Here is a 23805-nt window from a genome sequence, read left to right on the forward strand (position 1 = left end):
GCGCGCTTACGCTTCCGGCTTGAAAGGGCGGCGGGCTCTACTCCAGCCGTCCCCGCCGCCAGAGCGAGGCGCCCCGCATAAAGTCACGGGCCGTCTGATTGAGGGAGTTGACGGTGCGCTGTGCTGCGTCCACATCCTTGGCCTCCTGACCGTCCAGCTGCCGGCTCTGGGCATCCCGGATGGTGGTCTTGATGCCGCGGGCGATCACGTCGCAGAAGGCTCCGGCCCGTTCCAGGGCTATGGCGAAGTCGCCGGTGAAGGCTCCGGAGAGGATGGAGTCGGCGGTTCGGATGATGTCGTCGGCCTCCGGGGCCTGGTCTACGCCGGCGATGGCTGATGCAGCGGTGTCGGTGGGTTCGCCCAGCCGCCACAGACGACTGATTCCGTCAGCGTCCTTACGCATCCAGCTGCGAAGCATGTAGAGCCGCCATAGGATGCCGGGCAGGGAGTCGGGGTCGCTGTCGCTCCAGAGCTCGGCCACGACATCCACGCCTTCGCGGTCTACCAGGGTCAGAACCCGTTTTACTATGACGGGGTCGGCGCTGTGGTGGACCCGGTCCAGCAGGGAGGCTGCAGACACGTGGCTCATCTCGCTGATCTGCTGCGGATCCATGCCTCCGGAGAGCTGGTCGGCGATGGCCGGGTCCAGCTGGCCTGGGCGTGAAGGCCGGGATGCTCCGGTGCCGGACGCCACGAATCCCGTACGGGAAGAGCGGATTGAGGATGAGCCGATTCTGGAGTTGCTGTCAGTAGACAATGGGAGTCACCTTCTGTATGTCGATGATGGTCGGATGATTGGGGTCGCCGGTCAAACTCAGGACGACGGCGTTGCCGGTGGGCATGAAAGGGGAGTCGTCGGGCAGCCGTTTGGACAGTGATCCGCTGGAGCACAGCCCGCGAAGCTTTTCGAAGATGCCCCCCAGGACCGGGCGATGCATGCAGATCATAGTGGTTCTGTTGCCTGTCAGCAGGTCGGCCATCTGCCTGTCCAGCCAGCTGTGGGCCTGTTCCGGGCGGCGGTGGTAGGAGGACTCCGTCAGGCAGGCCACCATTTCCATGGGCAGGCCTACCTCGTCGGCGTAGGGTCGCAACGTCTGCACACAACGGATCCAGGGTGAGGACAGGAGGCGGTCGGGCGCGAAGCAGGCCAGCTCCCTAGCCAGGGCGTAGGAGGTGCCGGCGCCTCTGGGGGTCAGAGGACGATTCGCATCCTTGCCTGTCCACTCCTTCCGTGCCACTGCCTTGCCGTGGCGGACGATGATCAACTGACGAGCCCGGATGCCGCCCTGCTCCACCCGATCCACGAAGGCGTCCAATATGGTTCTGTCGCTGGGGTGGGTCAATAGTTTGCGGGCTTCGGAGGCTCCGACCCATCGTATCTGGTCGACTTCCCTGGAATCAGGCCGGTGGATGGGCCCCAGCAGCGTGCTCTGACCGGCGGCGTGTTCCGAGTCGGTCGATGTGGCCATCCAGTAGCAGATATGTTTGAGCCTGCCGCCCTTGCCGCCCCGGCGTCGGCCCTCGTTGTTCAGGGGATATTCGGCATCCCCTAGGTATGGCCCCAGCCGGACAAGACAGCCTGTCTCCTCGCCCACCTCGCGCACGGCTGCCCGCATGTGGGTCTCACGATTCTCCAGCTTGCCCTTGGGCCAGCTCCAGTCGTCGTATTTGGGGCGATGAACCAGGCAGAGCTCCAGCTCATCAAGGTCGGAGCGTGGGCTGGCTCCTGGGGCTGCCCGGCCGTCGTCGCTGAATTTCATCCAGCCCTGGAAGCTTGTGCGCCACCGGTATAGAATGGCTCCGGCTGCTTCGACCGTCCTGCTCATGGCCGGATGCCATCCCGATCGTCCACCTCGGCGGCGGACCTGCCGGCCTGGAGGCGCATCATCATCGCCTGGCCCTGGGGGTTCGGGCGTGGCGGTCGATCAGGTACTCCTGCGAGTCGACCAAAGGCCGGCCCTGGTCATCCCGGCTGTGGCGCACGTAGGTGCCGTCGGGCTGCATGTGCCAGGAACTGGTGGTGTCAGCCATCTGCAGATCCACATAGTCGATCAGTCCCTGCACCTGCTCGGGGGCAGTGATCCGGACCAGCGCCTCCACACGGCGGTCCAGGTTGCGGTGCATCAGGTCGGCAGAGCCTATCCAGACTTCTGGACCGGCCAGGGGACCCTCGCCGATCTGAGGGCCCTGGGAGTTGGCGAAGGCGAAGATGCGGCTGTGCTCCAGGAACCGTCCCAGGATGGAGTGGACTCGGATGTTCTCACTCAGCCCGGGCACGCCTGGCTTCAGGGCGCAGATGCCGCGCTCCACGATGTCGATGCGGACCCCCGCCTGGCTGGCCCGGTAGAGGGCGTCGATGATCTTTTCGTCCACCAGGGAGTTGACCTTGATTCGTATCCATGCAGGCTTGCCGTTCAGGGCAGTCTCTTCCTCGCGGGCGATCCGCTGCAGCAGCCCGGAGCGAACCGTGCGCGGGGCTACCAATAGGCGGTGGAAGGATGACTTGGGCGCATAACCTGACAGCTGGTTGAAAAGCCGTGTCAGGTCCTGTCCCACCACCGGGTCACAGGTGAGCAGACCCAGGTCGGTGTACTGGCGGGCGGTCTTGGGGTTGTAGTTGCCGGTGCCTACGTGGCAGTAACGACGCAGGCCGTCCTGCTCCTGACGGACCACCAGGGAGAGCTTGCAGTGGGTCTTGAGCCCCACGATTCCATAGACCACATGGACGCCAGCCCGTTCCAGCTGACGGGCCCAGGCGATGTTGGCCTCCTCATCAAACCGGGCCTTGATCTCTACCAGGGCCAGGACCTGCTTGCCAGCGTGAGCGGCATCCACCAGGGCGTTGATGATGGGCGAGTTGCCCGAGGTCCGGTAGAGGGTCTGCTTGATGGCCAGCACTCGCGGATCGGCCGCCGCCTGCTCCAGGAAGGCCTGGACCGAGGTGGAGAAGGAGTCGTAGGGGTGGTGAAGGAGGATATCATGCTCGCGGATGGCGGCGAAGATGTCCTGGGCCTGGCTGGATTCCACCTCGGCTATCTGCCGGTTGGTGGTGGGAATGAAGGGGCGAAACTTGAGGTCGGCCCGGTCGATGGATTGCAGCTCGAACAGGACCGTGCAGTCCAAAGGTGCGGGCAGTCGATAGACCTCCTCCTGGTTGACCCGGAGCTTGCTGGCCAGCAGCTGTGAGAGGAAGGGAGAGGCGGAGTCGGAAATCTCCAGGCGGATGGGCGGTCCGAACCGACGCTGCAGCAGCTCCTTCTCCATGGCGTTGAGCAGATTTTCGGCGTCGTCCTCTTCTACGTCAATGTCTTCGTTGCGGGTGACGCGGAAGGAGCGGGCCTCTTTGATGATCATGCCTGGGAAGAGGTATTCCAGGTGGGCGATGATCAGGTTCTCCATGGTGATGAACCCGTAGCGCTCCTCCCGGCCCTCCTCGTCGGTCAGATCGTCCACAGGAACCAGACGGGAGAGGTTGTCGGGAATCTTGACGCGGGCGAAGTGGGTCTTGCCTGAGGTCGGGTTCTCCACCAGGACCGCCAGGTTCAGGGAGTTGCCTGAGATATAGGGGAAGGGGTGGGCCGGGTCGACGGCCAGCGGGGTCAGGACCGGAAAGACCTGATTACGGAAGAAGTTGGTGAGCCGTTCCTGCTCCTGGCTGCTCAGCTGTGTCCAGCTCAGCAGGATGATGCTTTCGGCGGCCAGATCCGGCAGGATGTGGTTGATGACATAGTGGGCATGCTCGTCCTGCAGCTTGTGCGCCTGCTCGGAGATGGCCCGCAGTTGTTGACGGGGGCTCATTCCGCTGGCGGCCGTCACAGCGATGCCGGTGTCCACGCGACGCTTCAGACCCGCCACGCGGACCATGAAGAACTCATCGAGATTGCTGGCGAAGATGGCAGCGAAGTTGGCGCGCTCCAGCAGGGGCACGCTCTCGTCTTCGGCCAGCTCAAGCACGCGTTTGTTGAACTTGAGCCAGCTCAGCTCCCGGTCGAAATAGCGATCCTCAGGCAAGGGCGAGACCGGGTGATCCGAGTGCCTGGATACATGCCGTGCCTGGCCGTCGGTCTCGGCAATATGCTCCGCGATCTGGCTGCGTAGCAAGGCCTTGGAGGGTGCGTCAAATTTCTGAACCATACCATAGCACTCTATTCGCAGGTGCCGTCCTCTGCAATCGTCGATAACGCTTGTGGATAAATAAGAACGGCCCCCCGCAGGAGGCCGTTCCCACAAGGTCGATCCGGATGGAATCTCTGCACAACATCATCGTTGCAACGGTCAAGTCTTATACACCCGTTCAACGTATCGGTCCTAGTGGCCATACACTTTGTGGGCTTCCTCGTTCTCGAACCGTCCTTGTATATGCCATTATGCCAGTTTTCAGGCCGCTGGCAAGCATGACTGGCAGTTGGGGCGAAGCAAGTAGTCGGCTTGGTCTTTTGTGCGATTGCGTGCATTACGGCGGGCTGAATACGCCAAGTTTGGAGGAATCTGTTGCTTCCCTGTGATCATCTGTGGCCTTTCATAGGTGTGGGCTCAAAAATGCTGCAGTTCCAGGCGTGTCGTAATCTCGATGGATTTATGCACAGTGAGGGTGAAGCGATGTGGAAACATGGGGTCATTCGACCACATAAGCTCTGGGGACTGGTGCTGATGCCAGGGGGCGGGTGTACTGGTAGCCATGACTGGAATGAGCATATGCAGACCGCCGACGATGATACAAGGTGGCATGAAAGGGCGAGCGCCCGAATGGACTCCGCGCTTTTTTAATTCAGTCGGGTTGTCTCCGGAACACCGACCAGGAAGAGTGGCGGGCGCGGCCCGACAGTTTGATTTTCCGGGATCCTCAGGATCAGGTCGCCTGCAAGGCGAGGATGCCGTTCGATTCAAGCAACCCATCCTGTCCGATCGGCGGAGCGTAGGTAAAGATGCTGAACATGAGTCCGTCGTGGCTGGTCTGGTCTTTCTCTCGGCCTCGGGAGGAATTGGGCTGACAACCATGACGGCTCTGATGGGCAAACAGCTCCGGGACATGGCCTTGTCATGCGCTCTGGTGGATCTGGACCTGGACGGCGGAGGGATGGATGTCCTGGTCGGCGTCGAGGGAGCGCCTGGCATGCGGCTTGGGCGAATCCACGCGCCCTTAGGCCGGGTGGATCCTCAGGCACTCCATGAAGAATTGCCGACCTGGGATGGCATCCCGCTGCTCAGCAACGATCCTTGGAGTGCCCCGCCACAGGGCTGGTGGGATCTGGATGCGGCAGTCAGCGCAATGGCTGGATTTGCTGATCTCTTGCTGATCGATGCCGGTCGGGGCCGGGGTCTGGGTAATCTGCGCTCGCTGAAAGGGCTGCCTTCGCTATTGATGGTGGACATGACCGTGCTGGGCCTTGCACGGGCGAAGGCGCTTCTCCATGCTCTGAACGGCCGGAGCAATGCTGGTGATCGAGCCCAAGACAGTCCATTGATTTCATGTAGGCCCCCCATGGCTCTGATTGGAATGATGCCCACACAGCACCGGGTCAGTCATGGCGTCGACCCGGAGCAGGCGGAGGATTTTCTGGGCCGATCGGTGGACGTGGTTCTTAAGCCGCAACCGAAGCTGTCGGCATCCGTTCTGGACGGGCGTGGCCTGGAACGGGTGCCGCGTACATACGCACGGGCCCTTCATCCTTTGGTTGAGCGGATCGCAGGGATGATCGTCGTCGGGGAAAGAAAAGTAGAACGGATATCTTCTCGCGAATCGGTTCGGTCTGGGGCTGTCAAATGATCATAGGAAGTGGGGAAAGCAATGAAGATCCATTCACTGACGACGATTCCGGTCAGCCGCCCACTTTCGGGTACTTGGACCGGCTGACGAACGATCCTGCGGTGACTGACATCGCAGTGACCGGGCAGGGCCATGTCTGGATCGACCGAGGCGCGGGCATGGAGGAGGTCCTGCTTCGGCCTGGATTCGAAGGCCCTCGAGCTGTGAGGGACTTTGCCGTGCAGTTATGCGCTCAGCTGGGAAGTCGTCTGGACGATGCCCGGCCCATGGCTGATGCTTCCAGCAGGGAGGGGATCAGGGTCCACGCCGTGCTGGCCCCGCTTGTTCCCGAGGGTGCCGCCATTTCCATCAGACTGCCCAACAGACACCCGCCAGGTCTGGAGGAGCTGGCGGCTGCCGGGCTGTGTCCCGCCAGCTGGCTCTTCATCCTTCGGGCGCTGGTGGTCAATCGGGCCAGCATTCTGGTAACCGGAGGCACGGGTGCCGGCAAGACCACACTCCTACGAGCCTTGCTGGGTATGTGCCCACGGGAGCAACGGCTGGTCGTCGTGGAGGAGGTGCGTGAACTTGGTCGTATCGCCGGCCATGAGAATATGGTTTCCTTGGCTGTCAGAGAATCCAACGTCGAAGGGGCAGGGGGTGTGGGGCTGGTTGATCTGGTCAAGGCCACACTGCGCATGCGGCCCGATCGGATCATCCTGGGCGAGTGTCGGGGTGAGGAAATAGCTGATCTGCTGCGGGCTTTCAATTCTGGTCATCGGGGTGGCATGGCGACTCTGCATGCAGACAATGTGGAACGCGTTCCTGCTAGGCTGGCGACTCTGGGGCTGCTGGCGGGGTTGCAGCCGAGGGCCCTGGCTGCTCTGGCGCAGGGGGCGTTCGATGCTGTTATCCATCTGGAACGTTCCGGCGGCCATAGGCATATCGCTCAAATTGGTCGACTGACAACTGCAGCCGATGGCCGGCTTCTTGGGGAGGCCGTCTGTACATGGACGGGCCGAGGGGCCGCTACATATGGAACGTCCTGGTCAATGTTCGCTAGGCGGTGGGGCATTGTGACCAGCGCCCCGGCGGGCGTTCCGTAGTTGAGGTGGATTATGCATGACGAGACTGCAGCCTGGCTGGCTGCAATGATGACGGCTATTGCCTGTCTGGTCTTGTTCGCGCCTAGCGGCAGCGCATCCGCGAGACTGAAGGCCATGTCAGTCAGGCCCTCTGCACAGTCGGATAGGCCCGGCCTGGCGGTGCTGGTCACTTCCCTGCTTGCCTATGTCGACAATGGAGGCGGTCTGGTAGAGGCTTTCGAGGAGGCATCCGGGCGGCGGTTCGCCACCCAGGAGGTCACACGGGAACGTGTGATGGCCATGCTGGAGAACCGGTGCCTGCCTCAGGAACGGGGGCCTACTCTGACGATTATGGCCCAGGCTCTGATGGCCTGTTATGGGCTCAGCGCCATCCTGGGCTGCCGGGCTTCTGATGGGCTGCGGACAGTGGCAGCTATGCAGAGGCGGCGGGCGGCACTGGATGAGGCGCGAGAAAAAGCCTTTGCTGTGCCTAGGGCCACGATCCGTCTTCTGTCAGCCTTGCCGGTGCTGACCATCATCATGGGAGAGTTCATGGGTGCGCGACCGTTGTCCTTCCTATGTCGCCCAGGCCTGGGAACTATATGTCTGATCCTTGGGGCGGCCTTCTATGTTTTTGGTCTGGTTTGGATACATCTGCTGATGAACGATCTGGGCAGGGAGGATCTATGGATCTGAAACCACTGATTGCCGCCCTGTCGAGCATACTGGCCTTTCTGCTTATGGAATCCGACGGCCCGGGTGGGCGATTAGCCGATGAGCAGGTCTCCACGCCATCCTTGAGCCTGGTATTGGCCTTGTTGGGAGTCGCTGTTCGTCAGGGGGCCTCCCTGCCCAGGGCCCTGGGTGTGGTTGGTGGGCTGCTGCCAGGCCCTTATGGGCTTCGGATGGTTCGCGTGGCTCACCTGCTCGGACGTGGCAACGGATGGGATCTGTCTTGGTCGGGAGCGATCGGGGATCCTGATTATGGGCAGTCCATGCAGGTCCTGGCTGACTGTCTGGAGCCGTCCTGGCGTTTGGGATCATCGCCTCTGACGCGTATCGAGACGACCCTGCGCCAGCTGGATTACCATGCCCGCAGCGTGCTGGCCCGGGCCACAGCGGCGATAACCGTCAGGCTGCTGGTGCCGACCGGACTGTGTATTCTGCCGGCCTTCGTGCTGATAGGAGTCATCCCCTGCATTGCGGCCTTCGTAGGCCGGATTTCCTGAGGGCATGGAGTCCATGCTGACAGAGTTGTCCACAGGCTGCCGATGCAGGTTCACTCGTCCACATGCATCCGATAAGGCGACCGAGGCCGACCGGAACGGGCACAGTGAAAGGTACCGGATGCCGATTCCCCTGAGGAACGGCCATTCGTCGGGGCGGGGAAGGCAAGGAAAGGCAAAGGCGAGAACGATGACATATTCACAGGAGGTTGCGACGGTCTTCCATCTGCAGACCAGACAGGCAGGAGGGCAATTGGTGCCAACTGAGACATGGCCTGCTGCAGGTGCCGGGTCCTGGTGGCTGCAAAGAATGAGGCAGCGCTCCAACCGGTTCATGACGGCTTTGTATGTTCGCATCAGCCAAGCTATGGACTCTGCAGCGAGTGCCCTGCGTGCGCGTATGGGTGTGGTGCTGGCCAGACCTGAATCGGGGGCCATCACTGCCGAATACGCCGTGATCATGGTGGCAGCTGCCACGCTGGCCGGCGTATTGCTGGCCATTGTTAAATCCTCTTCCACGCGCACTCTGCTGATGGGTTTGGTGAAGAAGGCGCTCAGTGCCGTTGGCTGAAAGACGGTCCGAGTGGAGACGACGGTGGCGATCCGACAGCGGCACGGTAACGGCCGAGTTCGCCATCGTGCTTCCCGCCGTCATGGTTCTGGCTCTCTTACTGCTGACGCTGACTCAGACGATCAGAACCGGCATGGTTTGTCAGGATGCGGCTAACGCGGCTGCCAGAGACCTGATCGTCACCCGGGGCAAGGGCGATCCCCAAGGGCTGGTGCACCGGATGGCCGGTCCGCATACTCAAGTGAAGTTGAGCCCATCGGCCGGACAGACGGCAGTCAGGGTGTCATGCCCAGTGGTTTCCGGCCCGATGGGCGTGCTGCCTGCACAGGTCCATGGCGATGCCGTGGCCATATTGGAGGAATGAGTCATGCTCGGACATGTCAGGAGGACGCGCGTGGAGCGTACCGGTTCATGGCTAGGGGGTTCGGATCCTGGATCTGGTACGGTTCTGGGCATCATACTGATGGCTCTGGTTGGCCTGGGTCTGGTTCTGGCGGCCCTGCTGGGCAATCTCATGATCTGTCGAGCACATGCACGCACCGGTGCCGATGTCTCGGCTCTGGCTGCAGCTTCTGCCCTGGACGAAGGACAGGCGCAACCCTGTACTCTGGCCTCCCGGGTCGCCCGTCTCAACAGCGGGATCCTGACAGACTGCCAGGTGGATGGGAGCGACGTGAAAGTCTCGGTGGGGGTAGACACCGGAGTCTCGATGATTCCGCGTCTGGTCCAGTCGGCCCGGGCAGGGCCTGAGCCCTGTGAATGAGAACAGGAAGCGTGGTCGGAAGCCTTCGGAAGGAAAGCGAACGTGTCTAAAGAAATGGATAGCCTTGAACCATGGCACTAGCACTCTATCGGCGGTATCGGCCTGACACTTTTGACGGCATCATCGGTCAGAAGCAGGTCACGGTGCCCCTTACCCGAGCTCTGGATGAGAACCGGCTGACCCATGCCTACCTGTTCTCCGGTCCCAGGGGATGTGGAAAGACCAGCAGTGCCCGGATTTTCGCCCGCTGTGTCAACTGCGCCAAGGGACCGACCAGCCATCCCTGCGGCGAATGTGACAGCTGCAGGGATCTGGCCACGGGAGGCCCCGGTTCCATCGACGTGGTGGAGATTGACGCCGCCAGCCATAATGGCGTCGACGATGCAAGGGAGCTCAGGGAGCGGGCAGGCTTTGCCCCTGTGCGTGACCGCTACAAGATCTTCATTTTGGATGAGGCTCATATGGTCACCCAGCAAGGATTCAACGCCCTGCTGAAAATCGTCGAAGAACCGCCGGAACACGTCATGTTCATCTTCGCCACCACAGAGCCGGAGAAGGTGATCGGCACTATCCGCTCCCGCACCCACCATTACCCCTTCCGTCTCGTGCCCCAGGAAGTCATGGGGCCTTATCTCGAGGGCATCTGCGAAAAAGAGGGCATCAAGGCCGAACCCGGTGTTCTCAAGCTGGCCATGCGGGCTGGAGGCGGATCGGTGCGTGACACCCTTTCTGTGTTGGACCAGCTCATGGTAGGCGCTGACGAGCACACCATCACCTATGATGCGGCTGTAGCTCTGCTGGGGTTCACTCCTGCCGCACTGATCGGCGAAGCTGTGGATACGCTGATCGACCACGATGGTGCTGGCCTCTACGGGGTCATTCAAAAGGTTGTCGTCGGCGGGTTCGAGCCCCAGCGCTTCGTTGAGGATCTGCTGGCCCATGTCCGCGACCTGCTGGTTCTCAAACTGGCGGGGGACCGGGCTGAAAGCGTGCTGAGCGAAGATGGCGACGACGACCAGGTGGCCGATCTGCGTCGGCAGGCGGATGCTTTGGATCTGCAGGTCCTGACCAGAATGGCCGACATCATCAACGATGCACTGGCGGGAATGAACGGGGCCACTTCGCCCAGGATGCGCTTGGAGCTGCTGGCTGCCAGGCTGCTGGCAATTGGCTGCGAACCTATGGAGCAGGCATCGGCCGCAGGGGCAGCTTCCCCCTCCGGGTCGGCCACGGCGCCCGCCCGCGGTGGGTTCATTGGCGCTGACAGGTCGCAGCGGAGCGGTCGGCCGTCCACAGCATCGCAGTCTGGCAGTGCTGATGGCGCTGATCGCCCCGAACAATCCAGCATGGCAGGCTCGCCATCTGTTGTAGCGCCCGCCTCCTCTGCCGGGCCACAGACCATGGCCGGCTCTCATTCTGATTCCTCCGCTTATGGACAGCGAGAGGGCGAAGAGCAGTCGCCCCATTCCGGCTCTGATCCTATCCAACCCGAGCGCAAGGAAGCTCCCTCCTGGCCGACTGGACAGGCGGAGGGACAAGCTAGGCCATCCAGTCCCTCCAGACCCGCCCGGTCCGCGGAAACACCTCGGCCTGCACAACAGGAGACTGCGCAAGGGCAGGCAAACGAGGTGCCGACTGGTACAGAGCTGGATAAGCGCTGGGATGCCCTGGTTGCTGCCCTGCCTGATGAGGTCCGCCAGTATGTCGTGCGAGACCGGGTGCCCACCGTAGCCATGACAGCAGGCCCCTCCGGCCGCAAGCGGCTGTCTATGACCTTCGACCGTCCACTCAGTCAACATGCCTTCGCCATGGCCGTGGCTGCACAGTCGGTTGACGGGGAGACCAAGGTGCCGCGTATCGTCATGGTCCGCGCTCGCCAGGAGTTCGGACAGTCCACCATGATCGCCCCATCGGGGACGGCTGCCAACGGTGAGACTGTGGAGTCCGTCAACAGGATGTCTCCCCAGCGCCGGGCAGAGGTCAAGAAGGAGGTGGCTCTAGCGCGAGCCGGGTTAGCCACCATGAACCTTGGGGCGGCGGTCATGCCTCATGCGGCCACAGAGCAGGGGCATGCTCCTAGAGGGATGACGGCCTCGGCCGGTCATGATGGTGGGGCCGGAGCATCGGCATCAGACGGGAAGTCCACTCCTGGAGAAGCTTCAGGCGAAGGGAGCTCCGACGACGCTCACCACCCGGTCGGTGGCCCTGTCCAGTCGTCTTCGAAACCGCTTCCAGCGGCGGGTTTCGGCTCGACCGCTTCAACGGTGTTGCCGGACGATGATCCCTGGGCTCACCCCATGCCAGCGATTCATGCGCCGCAAAAGACCTGGCAGCCTGATCAGGGCGGCGATGGATCCACTGGCCAGAAAGACCATGAGTCCAAAAAGGTGGCCCTGCCGGACATGACCGATGACACGGATCCTTGGGCTGTGCCCGATTCCGGGACCAGCGCCGTAGTCTCTGCAGAGTCCTCCAACAGTCAAGGCCATGAAGCTTCTCAGTCGGTAGATTCATCCGGTCAGGGAGGCGTCTCGAGCGCCACCTCGGCTTCGACATTGGGAACTGGATCGGTTTCCGGTGAAGGGGTCATGGCGACTGGCGCATCAACCTTGTCGGATGCGCAGAGCGACGATCACGGTTCCGATGCTGTCGGTGGCTCGGATGGCCCCCAGACAATGGCAAAGGTTGCTGGAGCTGAGGGCAGGAGAGCGCCAGCAGGCTTCGCTAGTCCGGCCTCCAGTGGTCCCGGTCAGGACGGGGCCTCGTCTGCTGCAGTTTCCTCCCAGACCTCAAGGCCGTCAGTGGATCCCGAGGACGATGTCTATTCCATGGACGATGCCAGACTCGGGGCGGACAATGCCATGAACCAGGATGAACTGACCAAATTGTTCGACGTGACCAAGGTGGAGGACTTTGCTGCTGACGATCCCCAGAATCCGATCAACGTCCAAAAGCGCCGGCAGGAACAGGCGCAGCGACAGGGAGGTGAATGATGGCTGCTACCTATGATGGAGCCATTCAAGAGCTGATCGATGCTTTTGCGCAACTGCCGGGCATTGGCCCCAAGGGCGCGCAGCGCATCGCCTTCTACATTCTGGGAGCCGATCGGCGTAGCGCTCAGGATTTGGCCGATGCTATCGTCGCCGCCAAGGAGAAGGTTCGGTTTTGCGAGATCTGTGGCAATGTCTGCGAGACCAGCCCATGCCCTATCTGCCAGGATCCGCGTCGTGACCGCAGCATCATCTGCGTCGTCGAGGAACCCAAGGATGTCATGAGCATTGAGCGGACCGGAGAGTATAGGGGCCTTTATCATGTCTTGGGCGGGGCCATCGACCCTATGTCCAACGTCGGTCCTGGCGATCTGCGCATTCCCGAGCTCTTGAAGCGGTTGGGCACGGATCAGGTCAAGGAGGTCATGCTGGCCTTGGATCCCAACATTGAAGGCGAGGCCACCACCACCTACCTGGGACGGCTGCTGGGCCCTCTGGATCTGCGGGTCACCAGGCTGGCCAGCGGTCTGCCTGTCGGCAGCGATCTGGAATATGCCGACGAGATCACCCTTGGCCGGGCAATATCCGGCCGTCGCGATCTGTAAGGCCTGCGGTCACTGATTCGTAGCCTCCCTGGCTGCCGTCAATGTTTCGCATATTGGTGGAGGGGGTCTGATAGAACGGTGTCGTTCGTATAATCCATGTAATCAACATGTTGCAGATGATGGTCTAGTGGCTTAACCGTCGCGGGATGGAACAGCAGTGGCACTTATCGTTCAGAAGTATGGCGGGTCCTCGGTGGCGGACTCGGACTCCATCAAGCGTGTGGCCAAGCGCATTATTGACACCAAGCGCGCCGGCAATGACATTGCTGTGGTGGTTTCCGCTATGGGGGACACCACTGATGATCTGATTGACCAGGCCATGGACGTGGATTCCAATCCTCCTGCCCGAGAGATGGACATGCTCATGACGGCGGGTGAGCGCATCTCCATGAGCCTGCTGGCCATGAGCATCCATGCACAAGGCGAGCATGCCCATTCCTTCACCGGCTCGCAGGCGGGATTCATGACTGATGCACGCTACGGCGCAGCCCACATCCGCCATGTTCGACCTCAGCGAGTCATGAAGGCCTTGGACCGAGGTGAAGTGGGGATTGTGGCCGGCTTTCAGGGGGTCAATTCAGACGGCGACGCCACCACCCTGGGTCGTGGCGGCTCGGATACCTCGGCTGTGGCCCTAGCCGTGGCACTCAAGGCGGATGTCTGCGAGATCTATACCGATGTGGACGGGGTTTTCACCGCCGATCCGCGCATCGTTCCCACCGCCCGTAGAATCGCCCGCATTTCATATGAGGAAATGCTGGAGATGGCGGCCGGCGGATCCAAGGTGCTGGCCCTGCGCTGCGTGGAGTATGCCCAGCGTTTCCGCATGCCCATCCATGTGCGCAGTTCCTTTTCCCATCGCCCAGGCACGCTGATCATGCCCGACGATGTCGATGCTGACAAGATTCCCAATTTGGAGACCGGCCAGCTGCCGGATCGCCCCGCCGCACGCGCTGACAGGTGACGGGATATGACGGAAGGAAGGACATGACCAACGGCGAATCCATGGGTGACCTGTTTCCGGACCTGAACGGCCCTGAGTCACCCATCATTTCAGGGGTTGCCCACGACCGCAGTGAGACTCAGGTCAGTCTGCGTGCCGTGCCCGACCGACCTGGCGTGGCCGCACAGCTCTTCACCATCCTTGCCGAGGGCGGCATCAACATCGATATGATCGTCCAGGCTGGGGCGGCTACCGGCACCGTGGACATCTCTTTCACGCTCCCGTCCGCTCAGGCTGATCAGGTGGTCCCCATGCTGGATGACTCCCGCGAGCAATTGGGGTTCCGGTCAGTGGATATCAATCCCGAGGTGGGCAAGGTGACCCTGGTAGGCGTAGGGATGAAAACCCATTCGGGCATCACCGCCACCTTCTTCCGGGCCTTGAGCGACCGACATATCAACGTGCTCATGATCTCGACCTCCGAAATCCGCATCTCCGCCCTGGTGCCCATCCAGGATCTCGACGAGGCGGTGCGGGCCATCCATACGGCCTTCCACTTGGATGCCGATCAGGTCGAGGCGGTCGTTTATGGCGGCACGGGTCGCTGAGCGAGAAGGAGAGAGCAATGACGGATAAGGCTGATTTGGCGAACAACGGACGTCGTGGCATCAATGTAGCCGTTCTGGGCGCCACAGGTCAAGTAGGCATGGTCATGCGCCGCATGCTGGACGAACGGGACTTCCCGGTGGCTGACTTGCGATTCATGGCCTCGTCGCGGTCTGCCGGAGAGCAGTTGCCTTGGCGTGACAGGACCATCACGGTCGAGGATGTTGAGCAGGCCGACCTGAGCGGGATCGATTTGGCCATCTTCTCCGCCGGCGGCTCGACTTCAGGAACCTGGGCTCCTCGCTTCGCTGAGGCCGGTGCCTACGTGGTCGACAACTCCTCCCATTGGCGGATGGATCCCGAGGTCCCCCTGGTGGTGTCTGAGGTCAACCCGGAGGACTTGGATCTTATCCCGCGGCGGATCGTGGCCAATCCCAACTGCACCACCATGGCCTGCATGCCGGTGCTGAGTCCCTTAGCCAAGGCATACGGTCTGCGCCGTCTGATCGTCTCCTCCTACCAGGCTGTGTCGGGGGCTGGTCGTGCCGGCGTCCTCCAGCTGCGCGACGAGGCCAAAACCGCCGTGGAGCAAGGGGCTGACCGGCTGGTCTTCGACGGATCGGCCATCGAGTTCCCACCGCCCACCAAGGTGGTGCGCACCATTGCCTTCAACGCCGTTCCCTTCATCGGCGCTCTGGTCGATGATGGCAGCGGGGAGACCGACGAGGAGCAGAAGCTGCGCAATGAGAGCCGCAAGATCCTGCACCTGCCTGATCTGGCCGCTTCCTGCACCTGCGTGCGGGTAGGGGTCTTCACTGCCCACGGTATGAGCATCAATGCCGAGTTCGAGCACGACGTCACTCCTGACCAGGCCCGCGACCTGCTGTCCAAGGCCCCCGGAGTAAGTCTGGCGGAAATCCCCACTCCACTGGACGCAGCCGGCAAAGACCCCAGCTTCGTGGGTCGCATCCGCCAGGACCAGGCTGTGGAGGGCAAGAGGGGATTGTCCATGTTCGTGGCCAACGACAACCTGCGCAAGGGCGCTGCCCTCAACGCCGTGCAGATTGCCGAGCTGATCGCCCGCAAGCACTTCGCCGACAGGATCTGATTGCGCATCTGGGCTGATCGGTTCTACCAGGCTCCGTCTGCCTGATGGTTTTCATGCAGGGTCAGCCCTGCTTGGCCTCTGCTTGGCTCGGGGTTTGTGAGGCTTTTCTGCCTGCCCTCCTCTGCCGTTGTTCCAGCTCAAGTATCCCTTCGGCCGTGTCGCGGTCGGTGGCCAGTGCAGAGATGAGCCCAGCCCGCAGACAGGCGAGGATGCTGGCAACCTTTTGCGGCCCCCAGGCCACGCCTATGACCAGAGGGATCCGCTTCAGGCGTTCGAATTCAATCGATATAGTGCGTTCACACAGGCTGGTTCGGATGTGGCGACCCTGGGCATCGATGTGATGCCCGCAGATGTGTCCCACGGCCTTGAGCTCGGTCACCTCCTTGATGAAAGCCGCATTCTCGTAGTCTTTGAAAATGTGTCCTGACCTTCCCTCCTTGACCGACCCGACTCCCACCACCGCAACGTCGGCGTGTCCGCCCAGAGTCAGGGTGTCGGCGATCTGGCGTTCTTTGCGCATGGCTTCAGCTACGGATGTCGAAGAAAGGATCATGGGCACCGGCAGCGACGAGTAGCTGCCGCCCAGTCGCTGGGCCAGCATGCGGCATATCTCCGGTGAATCCGTCATAGGATTGGTCGGCGACAGGGAACCGATCATCTGCACGACCTTGGACTTTGCCCAGTTTTGCAGGGGAACTTCTCGAACCGTGTAGGCGACGGCGTTGCCATTGGAGACGGTTATCAAAGAGTCGGGCCTGGTCTGCTCAACCAGGAGAGCCGCCGCGCTTCGGGGTACGACATCATACCCGGTGCATCCTTGCGGTGGCTCCGAGACCCGAGCACAACGGAGGTTGAATTGCCGGATCAGCCTGGACTCCAGGTCTTCAAGCCGTTCCAGTGGATTCTCAATGGAGATCTTTACCAGTCCTCGCTCTTGGGCCTCTTTCAGCATCCGGGAGACGGAGGGGCGGGAATAGCCTGTCTCTGTGGCGATCTGGGACTGCAGCATGTGGTCCTGGTAGTACATGCGGGCTATGCGAAGAAGCAGCTGGACCCGCTTGCGAGCATCCGAGCTGGTCATCATCTGTAAATCGCTGAACATATGTACATTTTATCAGAATTCGCATACACGAGCCTAGCTGTCCCAAATGGTCTAAAGAAAGCTCTTGTAATGCTGGAAATGAAATATATAAAGATATAAATTTATTCTTCAAGTACATATGTTCATCGATATCCTTGTTGTTCTCTGATGGCTCCCATAGTCTGTTTCCTGTCAAAGGCACCGGAAGAAAAGCCTGAAGACCGGTGCCGCGAAGTCGCAGAGCACAAACAACAAAGGAGTTCACATGGCATTCGCACGAACCATTCTGGGTGATGTCGATCCGAGCACGCTTGGCGTAGTCAACAGCCACGACCATCTGATCCGGGTGGGAGCCGGTGAGGTCTACCTGGACAAGGACCATCAACTGGATTCAGTCGAGAAGGCAGAGACCGAGGCCGGCTATTTCGCCAAGGCCTCGCTGAAGTGGAGCAAGCAGGGCGGCACCGTGGTGGACATGTGCCCCATCAACTGCGGCCGTGACATCGAGAAGCTGGCTGAGGTGGCCCGCTCGGTGGAGAACCTGCAGATCATAGGGGCCACCGGCTTCCATCGTGAGCATGTCTACCTGGAGACCCAGTCCCACTGGATCAACCGCTACAGCGTCGATCAGATCGCCGATCTGGTCATCGCCGATATCCGTGAGGGCATCGATCGCAACGACTACACCGGCCCCCTGGTGGATCGCAGCCCCTATAAGGCAGGTGTCATCAAGATCGGCACTGCTTACGGCGAGATCACGCCTTTCGAGCATAAGTGCATGGAGGCTGCTGCCAAGGCGGCCATCGAAACCGGCGCTCCCATCAACACACACACCACCTATGGAACCTGTGGCCTGGAACAGGCCCAGACTCTGATCGGGCTGGGGGTCCCCGCGGACCAGATCGCCATCGGCCACATTCAGCGCAATGCTGATGTCTACTACCTGGAGGAGATCCTGGATCTGGGCGTTTACCTGGAAATCGACGGCACCAACAGGATCAAGTATCAGCCCGATTCCAACAGGATGATGGAGCTCAAGGCTTTCAAGAAAGACGGCTATGAGGACCGTATCCTCCTGGGCACGGACTCCGGCAAGCGCTCCTACCAGAAGGTCTACGGCTCTGTGAGCGGCGTGGACTACAACCCGGCAGTGGACGGCCCCCGCATGATCGCCGAAGGCTTTGATCCCGACTACGTGGACAAGCTGCTCATCCGCAACGCCCACAACTTCTTCTCCTTCCGTAAGGAGGCCTGAGCGCGATGGCAGCAGACAAGACCCTGGAACGCCCCCAGCTTCAGATCGCGCTGGACACCTTTGATATGCCCTCGGCCCTGAGGCCTCTGAATGCGGCCGTCAGCCAAGTGGATGTCATCGAGTGCGGAACGGTCCTGATCATCGCCGAAGGGCTGAGAGCCGTGCGCGAGATCCGTGCTCTCTATCCCAATAAGACCATCCTGGCTGATGTCAGGATCGCCGAGGCTGGTGCGGTCATCTCCCGCGCCTGCTTCGAGGCGGGTGCCAGCTGGGTCTCGGTGGTCGCCGGGGCCAGCATGACCACGGTCGAGCAGGTGGTGAAGGTGGCCCAGGAGTTCGGCGGTGAGGTCCAGATTGAGCTGGGTGAAACCTACGATCCCGAACAGGCGCGCGAATGGCGGCGACTTGGAGCTACCCAGGTCATCGTCCATCGTTCTCGCGACGCTGAAGCGGCCGGAAAGCTGACCTGGGGGGAGGACGACAAGGATCGCATCCGCCAGCTGCATCAGATGGGCTTCAAGGTCACTGTGACCGGCGGGGTCACGGCCAAGGATCTGCCCTTCTTCCAAGGAGTTCCCGTCGGAGTGGTGATCTCCGGCCGCGGCATTGTCAAGGCTGACGACCCCCTGGCCGCTGCGACCGAGCTGCGGGAGACCATCGGCAGGGTGTGGCCGCAATGAGCGGCAGCATCACCCTGGGCATCTATGAGAAGGCCCTGAAGTCCCCCGCCGAGCCGGATGATTGGGATGCGTTCATGTCCCAGGTGGCGGCCGATGGGTTCACCTTCATGGATCTGTCCATTGACGAAAGCGACAAGCGGATGGCCCGCTTGGACTGGACGGCTGCCCAGGCTTCCACCTTCCGTCAGGCCGCTGACCGCCAGGGCGTCCAGGTCGGAGGGATCTGCCTGAGCTGCCACCGTAAGGTTGGCCCTGGCTCGGCCGATCCGGCTGTCCGCCGTCAGGCCTATGAGATCTTCCTCAAGGCGATCGATCTGGCTCATGAGGCGGGCATTCCCCTGATTCAGGTAGCCGGTTACTACGCCTACTACGAGGACCCTGATCCCGACCAGCGCGCCAGGTATGTGGAGGTTTTGGCCAGGGCGGCTGAGTATGCGGCCCAGGCCGGCGTCATGCTGGGCATAGAGAATGTGGATGGCAATGACATCACCTCCATCACCAAGGGTCTGGCCATCTGCGATCAGGTCGGGTCCTCCTGGTTGAGCATGTACCCGGATATCGGCAACCTCTACGAGCAGGAGCTGGATGCCGTGGCTGAGCTCAGGGCTGGAGCCGGCAGAATGCTGGCCATCCATGTCAAGGATGTGCTCCCAGGGCAGCCGCGTCGCATCACCATGGGCGAGGGCTGTGCCGATTTTCCCACGGCTTTCGCCGAGCTGGCCCGGCAATCCTGGTCGGGGCGGATCATGCTGGAGATGTGGAACGATGATTCGGACCAGGCCGATCAGATCGTCGCGAATGCAAGGAAGAAAGTGGAAACCTGGCTGCGAGGGGCTGACATGGAGGTGCTTGACCCCAGAGGCTGAAGTACAGGTCGCAGCGGTCACGGTTGCGACCCGGGGGTGGTTGTGCCGGTCCTCCACCCCCTTGGCATCGGCAGGGAGGCAATGATGCCAGCGGTCGCCCCTGGAGGGTCGACCCGATCGGTGCGAGTTTGAATGTGACAGGTCGTAATACGGAATGAAGCGGACGTCGTGGTCCATTCTAGAGAAGCGGCCATGTAGACAAGGAGCAAGTGATGGCAGAACATGCATATGACCTTTCGACCATAGGAGAGGGGCAGATCAGGCTCACGGTCAGGAGGGGGGAGCGGCTGATGAACGCCCGGTCGGTCCTGATGAATCCAGCCTGTTCCGAGGCCAATGTGGCTGGAGTGTTGGCTCAGCTTCAGCGCAAGACCCTGTGGACCTCTTCGCTGCCGGAGGGGGATTTGGGCGAATACGTCCTGAGCGAGTACAGGTCTGTGGGTGTTGATCTGAGCACCATGGTCCGCAAGCCGGCCAGCCGAATCGCCCTCTACTTCATGGAGCCGGGCGAACCCCCCATGCCGGCCAACGTCATCTACGACCGCGAGTACACCCCCTTCAGGTCGACGGGGATCGAGGATTACGACTGGGACCGGATGCTGGACACCCGCCTGCTCTTCCTGACCGGCATCACCGCGGCCCTGACCGATACCACCGCTCAGGTGGTGACTTATGCGGCCGAGCAGGCGGAGAAGCGCGGCATCGACATCGCCTTTGACGTGAACTTCCGCAGCAAGCTTTGGTCTGGTGACCAGGCCAGAAAGGTTTTGGAGCCCATCGCTCATAAGGCCCGCATTCTCTTCTGCTCCATCAAGGACGCCAAAAGCGTCTTCGGAATCGAGGGGACAGGCGAGGAGGTCTGCGAGCAGCTCTACCAGCGCTTCGGCAATGAGTACATTGTTTCCACCAATCACTTGGATGGTCCTTACTTGAGAACCTCCAAGGGAATCAAGAAGTACGTCACCACGACGGTTCCGGTGGTGGATCGTCCCGGCGCCGGGGATTCCTTCGTGGCTGCCACCCTCCACGGCTTCCTCTCCGATGATGTGGAGTGCGGTGTCAGGTGGGGACAGCGGGCCGCCGAGTATGCCCTGACGCATATGGGCGATCTGACCCGTATCCGCGCCCAGGAACTGGATATTCCGCTGGGCGGGGATATCAACCGTTGACCGTTCCTTCATGATCCAAGGCCGCCGCAGCATTCTCCAAGGAAGGAGAGAGCGACCTGGATCCTCAGGTCAGATCCGTACGGGGGTCGGGCCGCCATCATCATGACCATCCGAGAAAGAAAAGCACCATTATGAGTGATACACATGTCACACAGGCCGGGGAGACACTGACCGCATACGAGCAGATAGACGCTCGTCCCCTGACCGGACATCAGAAAAGCATCATCGGCCTGGCCATAGCCGGCAACATATCCGAATTCTTCGATATGTTCCTGATTGGTTTCGTGGTCTCCCTCCTGACTTCGGCCTGGCACCTGACCGGGGTTTCCGCTGGAATCATCCTGGCCTGCTCCGGGCTGGGCACGGTCATCGGATCCATCCTCTGGGGGCGTTTGGCCGATCGCTTCGGCCGCAAGCATGCCTTCCAGTGGTGTGTTCTCTGCTTCGTGGTCTTCACGGCCCTGTCAGTCTTCCTGCCTGACGGTGCCTGGATCCTGCTGGCCATCCTGCGCATCGGCGTGGGTGTCGGCGTAGGCGGCCTGAACATCATCTCCATCCCCTACGTCCAGGAATTCGTGCCGGCCAGACAGCGCGGCATGCTCTCCGGCCTGGCCTCGGTCTTCATTCCTCTGGGTCTGCTCCTGGGATCCGTCTCGCAGAGCCTGATTGGCGACAATTGGCGCGTGCTGGTGGCCCTGGGCGTTATCCCTGTCCTTCTTCTGTTCTGGTTGGCGACGGTGCCGGAGTCCCCTCGTTTCTATCAGAGCGTGGGACGTGACAATGATGCCCGCAAGGCCTTGGCATGGGCTCTTGAGCTTCCCGCGGACCAGGTCGGCGCCCTGCCCAAGGTCGAGCAGGAGCAGAAGGCCAGTTATCGTCTGCTTCTGTCCAAGCATCTAAGGCCGCTGGTCATCATTTCGGTTGGCTCCTTCTGCTTCATTCTGGGTTCCTTCGCCATCCAATCCTGGGGTCAAACGCTGATGAAGGATGCTTTCGGCTTCTCAACGCAGATGGTGGCCTACCTGTTCATGGGCGTCTCCGTGGCCGACTGCATCGGCAGATTCGGCTCTGCCTGGCTGGCTGACATCATCGGTCGGCGTTGGACCATGTTCTCCTTCGGCATCATCGGGGCTCTGGGATGCTTCTACGCGGCCTTCTTCCACAATTCCGGCTGGCAGTTCTACATCGCTGTCCTGGTCATCATGACCTTCGCCGACGGTGTCTTCGGCATTCTCAACGCTTTCGGCGGCGAGCAGTTACCCAACGATGTTCGTTCCACCGGACTGGGGCTGGGATACGGCATCGGCGCCACGGCCAAGATCGTAGGCCCTATATTCATGGGGCTCCTGGTGGGCGGCGACTATGTCTCCCAGCACATCAACATCGGCGTTGTCACCACGGCATTCACCTTCTTCGGTGTCTGCCTGGTCATCGGCGCTGTTATTTATCTCTTTGCCCAGGAGACCAAGGGCAAGGATCTGGAAAGCCTGTGAGGATACGCAGCAGGGTCTGTGCACGCAGGTAAGCAAACCGGGCCGGCTTTTCGCAGGAAGGGTCGGCCCCTTATTGGGAATGGTGGTGGTTCGTATGACGTCCTTGGCTGATTTTTCTGATGAGGTACGTGTCGAAGTGGGATTGGTTCGTGAGCATGTTGCCGCCCTGCATGAGCAGTTGATCAAGTGGGGGCTGGTGGTGTGGACGGCGGGGAATGTCTCGCAACGCCTGCATTCAGCCGACTTGCTGGTGATCAAGCCATCCGGGGTGCGCTACGAGCAGTTAACGCCGGAATCAATGGTGGTCACGGATCTGGAAGGGCATGTGGTGGACGGATCTGCCGCCCCCTCCTCGGATGTGTTTTCGCACGCCTACATCTACCGGCACATGCCTGAAGTATTTGGCGTGGTGCATACGCATTCGACCTTTGCTACGGCCTTTGCTGCAGTGGGCCGGTCAATTCCATGCGTATTGACGATGATGGGTGACGAGTTCGGTGGTCCGGTGCCGGTGGGTCCCTTCGCCTTGATTGGTTCGGACCAGATAGGTCGTGGGGTGGTCGAAACCCTGGCGGAACATCCGGGCTGTCCTGCGGTGCTCATGCGCAATCACGGCCCCTTCACGGTCGGTGCTGATGCTGAGGCTGCGGTCAAGGCGGCGGCGATGACGGAGGAGGTGGCGCGTACGGTGTGGGCTGCTGAGCAAATCGGTACGCCTGTGCCATTGTCCGACGAGGATGTGGCCAGTCTGAACGACCGTTATCAGCACGTGTACGGCCAGCACTAAATCGGAATACGATACCTCGCCCTGGCAGGTGAGTGTCGAGAGTGTAGGTGCTCGCGGGGGCAGATTCGAATTAGACTGGAGGCTATGACCAGATCTTCCCAAGAAGTGCAGCGGCAACTGGATCGGATCGTGGCCCTGGGCTATCCGGATGTGGCGGACATCAGCGCCGCCGCCTTCAGAGCCTTGGCCCAACCCCTGATTTCCGCGCTGGAGTCCACTGAGCTGGGCGAGCAGATCCTGCTCATCCCCACCAGAGAGCTGGTCTCGCCCGAGTCGCTGATCGCCCGGACCAGCATCAACCGCATGGCCGGCTTCACCACCATGCCGCCGCGTGACATCGCCAGCTTCCTGCCCCAGAACGGGTTCGAGCCGCCCGAGGGTCCCTTTTACATCGTCCTGGAGCCGCATACCGGGACCTGCTACACCAACCGCGAACCCGACGTGGCCCGCAAACTGATCGACTCCGACGACCGCCTCCCTCTGACCTTGGAGGAGGGTCTGGCCATCGCCACCCAGCATCCCGACTGGCTGGCGGTCAAGAACGGCTTCAACCTGCTGGGGTCCCACAGCGCCGATGGGCGTGTGCCCAGCATCTGGATGAGCCAGAACGCCCCCCGCCTGGGTTCGGTCTGGCCCAACTCGCGTCACACCTGGCTGGGCAACGCCTACTGCGAGGGCCGTCGCGGCGTCTCCCTTTTCCAGTGAGCACTCTGTCAGCGCTTGCATCGTGTGGTATTTGCATCCTTGGCAACCTCGCAAATTATGCCAGGCTCCGCGCGCTCGCCTTCCGCTGCGTCGTAATGCGGACCCGGACCGCATGTCCCGGCCCTC

At 61.4% G+C, this 23805-nt stretch carries 23 protein-coding genes; 19 read left to right on the forward strand and 4 right to left on the reverse strand.

What is annotated here, in order from left to right; all coding sequences use genetic code 11:
* Positions 1–37: 37 nt before the first annotated feature.
* The 3 genes from FPK30_RS00820 to FPK30_RS00830 form a co-directional block, all read right to left on the reverse strand.
* Positions 38–733, reverse strand: a complete 696-nt coding sequence (locus tag FPK30_RS00820; protein WP_186279336.1) for a thymidine phosphorylase — start codon at positions 731–733, stop codon at positions 38–40.
* 13 nt (positions 734–746) lie between these two features.
* Positions 747–1826 (reverse strand): NUDIX hydrolase, encoded by a 1080-nt coding sequence (locus tag FPK30_RS00825; RefSeq protein WP_144084916.1) that lies wholly within the window; start codon positions 1824–1826, stop codon positions 747–749.
* A 61-nt stretch (positions 1827–1887) separates the two neighbouring features.
* Positions 1888–4134, reverse strand: coding sequence for an RNA degradosome polyphosphate kinase (locus FPK30_RS00830; RefSeq protein WP_144084917.1), 2247 nt, complete (start codon positions 4132–4134; stop codon positions 1888–1890).
* A 670-nt stretch (positions 4135–4804) separates the two neighbouring features.
* Here FPK30_RS00830 and FPK30_RS00835 point away from each other — a divergent pair.
* From FPK30_RS00835 to FPK30_RS00890, 12 genes are all read left to right on the forward strand, one after another.
* Positions 4805–5767 carry a CpaE/TadZ family protein gene (locus FPK30_RS00835; protein WP_144084918.1) on the forward strand — a complete coding sequence of 321 codons (963 nt, stop codon included), beginning with the start codon at positions 4805–4807 and terminating at the stop codon, positions 5765–5767.
* Entirely contained in the window at positions 5764–6852 is a 1089-nt protein-coding gene (locus FPK30_RS00840; RefSeq protein WP_144084919.1) for a TadA family conjugal transfer-associated ATPase, read from the forward strand. The genes FPK30_RS00835 and FPK30_RS00840 overlap by 4 nt, the downstream gene beginning before the upstream one ends.
* 12 nt (positions 6853–6864) lie before the next feature.
* Positions 6865–7527: a type II secretion system F family protein gene (locus FPK30_RS00845; RefSeq protein ID WP_144084920.1), complete on the forward strand. Its 663-nt coding sequence runs from the start codon at positions 6865–6867 to the stop codon at positions 7525–7527.
* The gene (locus FPK30_RS00850) at positions 7518–8060 is read left to right on the forward strand and encodes a pilus assembly protein (protein WP_144084921.1); all 543 of its coding nucleotides are present in this window, start codon (positions 7518–7520) and stop codon (positions 8058–8060) included. The genes FPK30_RS00845 and FPK30_RS00850 overlap by 10 nt, the downstream gene beginning before the upstream one ends.
* A 187-nt stretch (positions 8061–8247) precedes the next feature.
* Positions 8248–8628, forward strand: a complete 381-nt coding sequence (locus FPK30_RS00855) for a DUF4244 domain-containing protein (protein ID WP_232341847.1) — start codon at positions 8248–8250, stop codon at positions 8626–8628.
* Positions 8621–8992: a TadE family type IV pilus minor pilin gene (locus FPK30_RS00860; protein ID WP_144084922.1), complete on the forward strand. Its 372-nt coding sequence runs from the start codon at positions 8621–8623 to the stop codon at positions 8990–8992. Before FPK30_RS00855 ends, FPK30_RS00860 begins: the two co-directional genes overlap by 8 nt.
* Positions 8993–8995: 3 nt before the next feature.
* A complete protein-coding gene (locus FPK30_RS00865; RefSeq protein WP_144084923.1) occupies positions 8996–9391 on the forward strand; it encodes an Rv3654c family TadE-like protein in 396 nt (131 codons plus the stop codon).
* Between the two features lie 71 nt (positions 9392–9462).
* A complete protein-coding gene (locus tag FPK30_RS00870; protein ID WP_144084924.1) occupies positions 9463–12384 on the forward strand; it encodes a DNA polymerase III subunit gamma and tau in 2922 nt (973 codons plus the stop codon).
* Positions 12384–12986, forward strand: coding sequence for a recombination mediator RecR (recR, locus tag FPK30_RS00875; RefSeq protein WP_015022549.1), 603 nt, complete (start codon positions 12384–12386; stop codon positions 12984–12986). Before FPK30_RS00870 ends, recR begins: the two co-directional genes overlap by 1 nt.
* A 157-nt stretch (positions 12987–13143) precedes the next feature.
* Positions 13144–13950 (forward strand): aspartate kinase, encoded by an 807-nt coding sequence (locus FPK30_RS00880; protein WP_144084925.1) that lies wholly within the window; start codon positions 13144–13146, stop codon positions 13948–13950.
* Positions 13951–13973: 23 nt separating this feature from the next.
* On the forward strand, positions 13974–14537 hold the full coding sequence (locus FPK30_RS00885) for an ACT domain-containing protein (protein ID WP_015022547.1): 564 nt from the start codon (positions 13974–13976) through the stop codon (positions 14535–14537).
* Positions 14538–14554: 17 nt separating this feature from the next.
* A complete protein-coding gene (locus tag FPK30_RS00890) occupies positions 14555–15643 on the forward strand; it encodes an aspartate-semialdehyde dehydrogenase (RefSeq protein WP_144084926.1) in 1089 nt (362 codons plus the stop codon).
* 61 nt (positions 15644–15704) lie between these two features.
* Here the strand turns inward: FPK30_RS00890 and FPK30_RS00895 are convergent, their stop codons facing one another.
* Positions 15705–16745 (reverse strand): sugar-binding transcriptional regulator, encoded by a 1041-nt coding sequence (locus FPK30_RS00895; RefSeq protein WP_232341846.1) that lies wholly within the window; start codon positions 16743–16745, stop codon positions 15705–15707.
* 244 nt (positions 16746–16989) lie between these two features.
* Between FPK30_RS00895 and FPK30_RS00900 the strand changes: the two genes are divergently transcribed.
* The 7 genes from FPK30_RS00900 to FPK30_RS00930 all read left to right on the forward strand — a co-directional run bounded on the left by FPK30_RS00900 (position 16990) and on the right by FPK30_RS00930 (position 23679).
* Complete coding sequence (locus FPK30_RS00900) at positions 16990–17979, forward strand: phosphotriesterase family protein (RefSeq protein WP_024626968.1); 990 nt, start codon at positions 16990–16992, stop codon at positions 17977–17979.
* Positions 17980–17984: 5 nt separating this feature from the next.
* A complete protein-coding gene (locus tag FPK30_RS00905) occupies positions 17985–18659 on the forward strand; it encodes a 3-keto-L-gulonate-6-phosphate decarboxylase UlaD (RefSeq protein ID WP_024626967.1) in 675 nt (224 codons plus the stop codon).
* Positions 18656–19525 carry an L-ribulose-5-phosphate 3-epimerase gene (locus FPK30_RS00910; RefSeq protein ID WP_144084927.1) on the forward strand — a complete coding sequence of 290 codons (870 nt, stop codon included), beginning with the start codon at positions 18656–18658 and terminating at the stop codon, positions 19523–19525. The genes FPK30_RS00905 and FPK30_RS00910 overlap by 4 nt, the downstream gene beginning before the upstream one ends.
* Positions 19526–19737: 212 nt before the next feature.
* On the forward strand, positions 19738–20694 hold the full coding sequence (locus tag FPK30_RS00915) for a sugar kinase (RefSeq protein ID WP_144084928.1): 957 nt from the start codon (positions 19738–19740) through the stop codon (positions 20692–20694).
* Between the two features lie 131 nt (positions 20695–20825).
* Positions 20826–22187, forward strand: coding sequence for an MFS transporter (locus tag FPK30_RS00920; protein ID WP_144084929.1), 1362 nt, complete (start codon positions 20826–20828; stop codon positions 22185–22187).
* Positions 22188–22281: 94 nt separating this feature from the next.
* Positions 22282–22974, forward strand: coding sequence for an L-ribulose-5-phosphate 4-epimerase (locus FPK30_RS00925; protein WP_144085197.1), 693 nt, complete (start codon positions 22282–22284; stop codon positions 22972–22974).
* 84 nt (positions 22975–23058) lie between these two features.
* Positions 23059–23679 carry a DUF5701 family protein gene (locus tag FPK30_RS00930; RefSeq protein WP_024626962.1) on the forward strand — a complete coding sequence of 207 codons (621 nt, stop codon included), beginning with the start codon at positions 23059–23061 and terminating at the stop codon, positions 23677–23679.
* The last annotated feature ends 126 nt before the right edge of the window (positions 23680–23805 follow it).

The sequence above is a fragment of the Bifidobacterium apousia genome, assembly GCF_007559275.1.
Lineage (GTDB): Bacteria > Actinomycetota > Actinomycetes > Actinomycetales > Bifidobacteriaceae > Bombiscardovia > Bombiscardovia apousia.

Coding starts and splice junctions, on each gene's coding strand:
- FPK30_RS00825 (WP_144084916.1), bottom strand. CDS start 1,826: ATGAGCAGGACGGTCGAAGCAGCCGGAGCCATTCTATACCGGTGGCGC.
- FPK30_RS00830 (WP_144084917.1), bottom strand. CDS start 4,134: ATGGTTCAGAAATTTGACGCACCCTCCAAGGCCTTGCTACGCAGCCAG.
- FPK30_RS00840 (WP_144084919.1), top strand. CDS start 5,764: ATGATCATAGGAAGTGGGGAAAGCAATGAAGATCCATTCACTGACGAC.
- FPK30_RS00845 (WP_144084920.1), top strand. CDS start 6,865: ATGCATGACGAGACTGCAGCCTGGCTGGCTGCAATGATGACGGCTATT.
- FPK30_RS00850 (WP_144084921.1), top strand. CDS start 7,518: ATGGATCTGAAACCACTGATTGCCGCCCTGTCGAGCATACTGGCCTTT.
- FPK30_RS00855 (WP_232341847.1), top strand. CDS start 8,248: ATGACATATTCACAGGAGGTTGCGACGGTCTTCCATCTGCAGACCAGA.
- FPK30_RS00865 (WP_144084923.1), top strand. CDS start 8,996: ATGCTCGGACATGTCAGGAGGACGCGCGTGGAGCGTACCGGTTCATGG.
- FPK30_RS00870 (WP_144084924.1), top strand. CDS start 9,463: ATGGCACTAGCACTCTATCGGCGGTATCGGCCTGACACTTTTGACGGC.
- recR (WP_015022549.1), top strand. CDS start 12,384: ATGGCTGCTACCTATGATGGAGCCATTCAAGAGCTGATCGATGCTTTT.
- FPK30_RS00885 (WP_015022547.1), top strand. CDS start 13,974: ATGACCAACGGCGAATCCATGGGTGACCTGTTTCCGGACCTGAACGGC.
- FPK30_RS00890 (WP_144084926.1), top strand. CDS start 14,555: ATGACGGATAAGGCTGATTTGGCGAACAACGGACGTCGTGGCATCAAT.
- FPK30_RS00895 (WP_232341846.1), bottom strand. CDS start 16,745: ATGTTCAGCGATTTACAGATGATGACCAGCTCGGATGCTCGCAAGCGG.
- FPK30_RS00900 (WP_024626968.1), top strand. CDS start 16,990: ATGGCATTCGCACGAACCATTCTGGGTGATGTCGATCCGAGCACGCTT.
- FPK30_RS00905 (WP_024626967.1), top strand. CDS start 17,985: ATGGCAGCAGACAAGACCCTGGAACGCCCCCAGCTTCAGATCGCGCTG.
- FPK30_RS00910 (WP_144084927.1), top strand. CDS start 18,656: ATGAGCGGCAGCATCACCCTGGGCATCTATGAGAAGGCCCTGAAGTCC.
- FPK30_RS00915 (WP_144084928.1), top strand. CDS start 19,738: ATGGCAGAACATGCATATGACCTTTCGACCATAGGAGAGGGGCAGATC.
- FPK30_RS00920 (WP_144084929.1), top strand. CDS start 20,826: ATGAGTGATACACATGTCACACAGGCCGGGGAGACACTGACCGCATAC.
- FPK30_RS00925 (WP_144085197.1), top strand. CDS start 22,282: ATGACGTCCTTGGCTGATTTTTCTGATGAGGTACGTGTCGAAGTGGGA.
- FPK30_RS00930 (WP_024626962.1), top strand. CDS start 23,059: ATGACCAGATCTTCCCAAGAAGTGCAGCGGCAACTGGATCGGATCGTG.